This window comes from Flavobacterium sp., from assembly GCF_013823965.1.
Lineage (GTDB): Bacteria > Bacteroidota > Bacteroidia > Flavobacteriales > Flavobacteriaceae > Flavobacterium.
On record NZ_PNNA01000018.1, the window covers coordinates 1 to 5,268 of the forward strand.

Below are 5,268 nucleotides of genomic sequence, written 5' to 3' on the forward strand. Positions count from 1 at the left end.
CACTATCAATTTATTTAATAAAACTATAACGAAATAGAATTTCCAATTCCAAAGTTAATTGTTTAATTTTGAATAAAATATTTATAAATCATTTAAACAACTATATTATGGCTTTTGAATTACCACAATTACCGTATGCGTATGACGCATTGGAACCACATATTGATGCACGCACGATGGAAATCCATCACACAAAACATCATAATGCTTATATCACTAACGTTAATGCTGCCATTGCAGGAACTGACTTGGAAGGTAAAAGTATCGAGGCTATTTTGACAAATCTTGACATGAAAAATATGGCTGTTCGTAACAACGGCGGTGGCCATTTCAATCATAGTTTGTTTTGGACAATTATGTCTCCAAACGGTGGTGGATTGCCAACAGGTGAATTATTGGCAGGAATTGAAAGTGCTTTTGGTTCTTTCGACGCTTTTAAAGCTGCTTTCGCAAAAGCTGGAGCTACTCAATTTGGTTCAGGATGGGCTTGGCTTTGTGTAAAAGACGGAAAATTAGAAGTTTGCGGAACACCAAATCAAGACAATACTTTAATGCCTGGTGTAGGTTGTGGCGGAACCCCAATCCTTGGAATGGATGTTTGGGAACACGCTTACTACTTGAACTATCAAAACAGAAGACCGGATTATATTGAAGCTTTCTTTAATGTGATTAACTGGGATGAAGTTTCTAAAAGATACGCTGCGGCGAAATAATCTTTTAATAAAAAAAGACTTTTAGATAATGGACGAATAGACTGAAAAGTTTGTTCGTCTGTTTTTTTGTCTTTTATCTAAAAGTCTATTATCTATGTTCTTTCTCCCTTGACTTTATTCCAATAAAAAAGGTGAAATTGCTTTCACCCTTTTTGCCCCAAATCTACCATAAACTTAACCTACTAATATTATGGTGACGTAAAGATATAATCACAATGCACTTTGAACAAATAAATTAGACAAAATGCAATAATAATCGACAAAATACTTAATCGATACGTTTTTTAGTATGCCCTTGCATTTTTACCCTCATAAAAGTTCATAAACGCCTTATTTACAACGCGATTCCCTCCAGGAGTTGGATAATCACCCGTGAAATACCAATCACCTAAATTTTTGGGGCAGGCGATGTGTAAATTCTCCACTGTTTGAAAAATAATCTTCACTTCGGCTTTGATTTCTGGCGAACTTAAAAGTTGCGCTATTTTATCTGAAATTTCCTGTGGCTGGAATGGCGCATAGATTTCGGTCACAAAATTAACGACTTCATGGTCTTTCAAATTCTCTTGCTCTTTGCATTTGGCATAAACCTCGGCAACAATGTGATATAAATTCCTTTCTTTAAGCAGTTCCAATGCCGCTTGAAAAGCCACCAATCCTTCAAGTTTTGCCATGTCAATTCCATAACAATCCGGATAACGAATTTGTGGCGCCGATGAAACCACAACAATGCTTTTTGGTTTCAAACGATCCATCATTTTGATGATGCTCATTTTGAGTGTTGTTCCGCGCACAATGCTGTCGTCTATGATTACCAAATTATCTGTCGGTTTTATCACGCCGTAAGTAACATCATAAACGTGGGCGACCAAATCATCGCGACTGCTGTCTTCCGTAATGAAAGTTCGCAATTTTGCATCTTTTATGGCAACTTTCTCGGTTCTGATTTTTACAGAAAGAATCTCCTCAAGTTTTTCTTTGGTTAATTTTTTCCTGTTTTCAAGAATGTAATTATTTTTCCTTTGATTCAAGAAATCCTGGGCTGCTTCGACCATTCCGTAGAAAGAAGTTTCGGCAGTATTTGGAATATAAGAGAAAACCGTGTTGTCAGTATCTTCATCAATTGAATCTAAAACTGCTGGAAGAATAAGTTTTCCCAAGTTTTTTCTTTCTTGGTATATTTCGGCATCACTGCCACGAGAAAAATAAATTCTTTCGAAAGAGCAGGCTTTTTTTACAGTGGCAGGAAGAATTTCTTGCTCGGTTACCATTCCGTTTTTCTTGATAATTAAGGCGTTTCCAGGTTGCAGTTCTTGCACTTTTTCGAAATCCACATTAAAAACCGTTTGAATAACCGGACGTTCTGAAGCCACTACCACAATTTCGTCATCTTCATAAAAATAAGCCGGTCTAATTCCTGCTGGATCCCTAAATACAAAAGCATCTCCATGACCCAAAAGCCCTGCCATGGCATAACCACCATCCAAATTTTTGGAAGCTCTGGTCAAAATCTTCGCCACGTCTAATTTTTCGGCGATTACAGGCGATGCTTCTCTTTTTGTCAAGCCGTTGTTTTTGCATTCTTGATACAAATCAGTTACTGCATCGTCCAAAAAGTGTCCAATTTTTTCCATTACCGTTACGGTGTCGGCCATTTCTTTTGGATGCTGTCCTAAATCAACAAGACTCTGAAAAAGTTCTTTTACATTGGTCATGTTGAAATTTCCGGCCAAAATCAGGTTTCGATGCATCCAGTTATTTTGACGTAAAAATGGATGAACACTTTCGATGCTGTTTTTTCCAAAGGTTCCATAACGTACGTGTCCCAAAAACAATTCTCCCAAATACGGGATTTTACTTTTTTGCAACGCCACACTTTCCAGATATTCTGGGTGTGAGGTCAATTCCTCGTTTATTCTGTCGTTTATCTGGGCGAATACGTGCTGAATAGGCTGCGCATCATTCGAACGCACCCGACTAATGTAACGTTCTCCTGGTTCTACGTCTAGTTTTATGCTTGCAAATCCCGCTCCATCCTGCCCGCGATTGTGTTGCTTTTCCATGAGGAGATACATTTTTTGTATTCCGTAGAAAGCCGAACCGTATTTTTCTTTGTAGAATTCTAACGGTTTTTTTAATCGTAAAAGGGCAATGCCACATTCGTGTTTAATTGCGTCGCTCATTGTGTTGTTGTAATTTGTAGTTAGTTGTATTATTTGACAAATAAATTGTCCGACTTTGAATCCTGAAGTAATTAAGTTTTAATTTACAAAATTACTCGATGATTTAAAAAATTTATGTTTTAACATTAAACAAAAAAAGCCCCGTTTTCGAGGCTTACATATTTTTCGTTATATCTCTATGTCAAACTGGGTCAATGACTTGAATTGTTTCAATCTCGACACCACTTCTTCTTTTTCAAGACCAACCATTCGCTCCGTTCCAAATTTTTCGACACAAAATGACGCTAAATTTGAACCGTAAATAATGGCATTTTTCATATTTTCGAATGATATGTTTTCACTTTGCGTTAAATATCCTGCAAATCCTCCTGCAAATGTGTCTCCAGCACCAGTTGGATCAAAAACTTCTTCCAATGGCAATGCCGGAGCAAAGAATATTTGGTGGTCGTGAAACAACAAAGCACCGTGTTCTCCTTTTTTGATAACCACGTATTTTGGTCCCATGGCGTGAATTTTTACTGCCGCTTTTACCAAAGAATATTCTCCCGAAAGTTGTCTTGCTTCTTCATCATTGATGGTAATTACATCTACGCGTTTGATAACATCCAATAATTCAGGCAAAGCACAATCCATCCAGAAATTCATGGTGTCTAAAACCACTAATTTAGGCTTAACGTCCATTTGATCCAAAACGCTGCTTTGTACTAATGGATGCAAGTTTCCTAGCATTACCACATCGGCAGTTTTAAAATTTTGGGGAACTTTTGGTTGAAAATCAGCCAAGACATTCAACTCGGTTGCCAAAGTGTCTCTAGAATTCAAATCGTTGTGATACAAACCACTCCAAAAGAAGGTTTTTCCACCTTTGACTACTTCAAGACCTGAAATATCTATGTTTCTATCGGTCAATAAATCTAAATATTCTTGTGGAAAATCATCACCAACTACAGAAACAATAGCAGATTGAAGATTAAAATTAGAAGCCGAAAGTCCTATGTAAGTTCCTGCACCACCAAGGATTTTATCTGTTTTCCCAAAAGGAGTTTCAATAGCGTCGAAAGCAACTGTTCCAACAATCAATAATTTATTCATTTGATGAGTTTCGAATTAAGCGCCAAAGATAGTTTATAAGTTTTAGAGTTGCAAAGGTTGATGCTCTCAAAGTTTTCATAAAAGTTTGGCCTCCTCTTTCTCATAAAAAGCATCGACAGAAAGCTCTTTTTGGCTCGATGCAAAAACAGCCAATTCATCGCAGCGTTCGTTTTGGGGATGGTTGTTGTGTCCTTTAATCCATTTGAAATCGACTTGGTGTTTGCGGTAAACCACAAGAAAGCGTTTCCATAAATCAGGATTTTTCTTTCCGGCAAAACCTTTTTTCTCCCAGCCAAAAACCCATTTTTCCAAAACAGAATCCACCACATATTTAGAATCCGAAACGATCAACACTTTCATATTGGGGTTTTTCAGTTTTTCGAGACCAACGATTACGGCCAACAATTCCATTCTATTATTAGTGGTATGACGAAAGCCTTCGTAAAATTCTTTTTTATGCGGAGTCCCCACCAATTCCATCACCACGCCATAACCACCTCGCCCAGGATTACCCTTGGCGGCGCCGTCTGTGTATATATGCACGTCGTGATTCAAAGTTAGAAGTGGGAAGTTAGAAGTGGGAAGTTGGGAGTTAGCCCATCAATTCACTCAGGGTTACATTAAGTTATTTTAGAATTTGTTCAATTACAGATGGAAAATGTTTTTGTTCCAGTTCGTGTATTTTTTCCGCCACCACTTCTGGGGTGTCAGTAACCAAAACGGTTACTTTTTTCTGAAAAACAATGTTTCCTTCGTCATAATTTTCATTGACATAATGAATGGTAATTCCGGTTTCTTTTTCCTTGTTTTCGACAACGGCTTTATGAACATTGCTTCCGTACATTCCTTTTCCACCATATTTTGGTAATAAGGCTGGATGCACGTTTATTATTTTATCCTGATATTGGGCTATTATATTTTCGGGAAATTTTAGTAAAAATCCGGCTAAAACTATCAAATCTGGCTGAAATACATTTAATTTTTGTAGTATTTTATTACTATTTAATTCGTCTTTGGTAAAAATTTCTATTGGAACTTGAAGATTTTTGGCCCTTTCAATTACATAGGCCTTTGGGTTGTTTGTAAAAACAGAAACGACCGTCGCTGTATTTGTACTTTTAAAATGTTTTATAATATTTTCAGCATTAGTCCCCGATCCAGAAGCAAAAATTACAATTTTTTTCATATTCTAACAGATTTCAATCCTGCAAAAAAAAGAATAAAAAGTGATAATAAATAACATTGCGACCTCTTTGTGAAATTTATTTTATAAATTAGCT

The 5,268-nt window shown here is 36.8% G+C and carries 5 protein-coding genes; 1 reads left to right on the forward strand and 4 read right to left on the reverse strand.

All coding sequences use genetic code 11. The features are described from left to right. Positions 1–107: 107 nt before the first annotated feature. Complete coding sequence (locus C0430_RS02070) at positions 108–713, forward strand: superoxide dismutase (protein WP_290864971.1); 606 nt, start codon at positions 108–110, stop codon at positions 711–713. Between the two features lie 284 nt (positions 714–997). On the opposite strand, the gene C0430_RS02075 is transcribed toward C0430_RS02070, so the two are convergent. The 4 genes from C0430_RS02075 to purN form a co-directional block, all read right to left on the reverse strand. Further along, positions 998–2,896 carry an amidophosphoribosyltransferase gene (locus tag C0430_RS02075; RefSeq protein ID WP_290864973.1) on the reverse strand — a complete coding sequence of 633 codons (1,899 nt, stop codon included), beginning with the start codon at positions 2,894–2,896 and terminating at the stop codon, positions 998–1,000. A gap of 168 nt (positions 2,897–3,064) precedes the next feature. Then, on the reverse strand, positions 3,065–3,988 hold the full coding sequence (locus C0430_RS02080; protein ID WP_290864975.1) for a PfkB family carbohydrate kinase: 924 nt from the start codon (positions 3,986–3,988) through the stop codon (positions 3,065–3,067). Between the two features lie 75 nt (positions 3,989–4,063). Further along, positions 4,064–4,543, reverse strand: a complete 480-nt coding sequence (rnhA, locus tag C0430_RS02085; RefSeq protein ID WP_290864977.1) for a ribonuclease HI — start codon at positions 4,541–4,543, stop codon at positions 4,064–4,066. A gap of 70 nt (positions 4,544–4,613) precedes the next feature. After that, a complete protein-coding gene (gene purN, locus C0430_RS02090; protein WP_290864979.1) occupies positions 4,614–5,174 on the reverse strand; it encodes a phosphoribosylglycinamide formyltransferase in 561 nt (186 codons plus the stop codon). Between the last annotated feature and the right edge of the window lie 94 nt (positions 5,175–5,268).

Coding starts and splice junctions, on each gene's coding strand:
- C0430_RS02070 (WP_290864971.1), top strand. CDS start 108: ATGGCTTTTGAATTACCACAATTACCGTATGCGTATGACGCATTGGAA.
- C0430_RS02075 (WP_290864973.1), bottom strand. CDS start 2,896: ATGAGCGACGCAATTAAACACGAATGTGGCATTGCCCTTTTACGATTA.
- C0430_RS02080 (WP_290864975.1), bottom strand. CDS start 3,988: ATGAATAAATTATTGATTGTTGGAACAGTTGCTTTCGACGCTATTGAA.
- purN (WP_290864979.1), bottom strand. CDS start 5,174: ATGAAAAAAATTGTAATTTTTGCTTCTGGATCGGGGACTAATGCTGAA.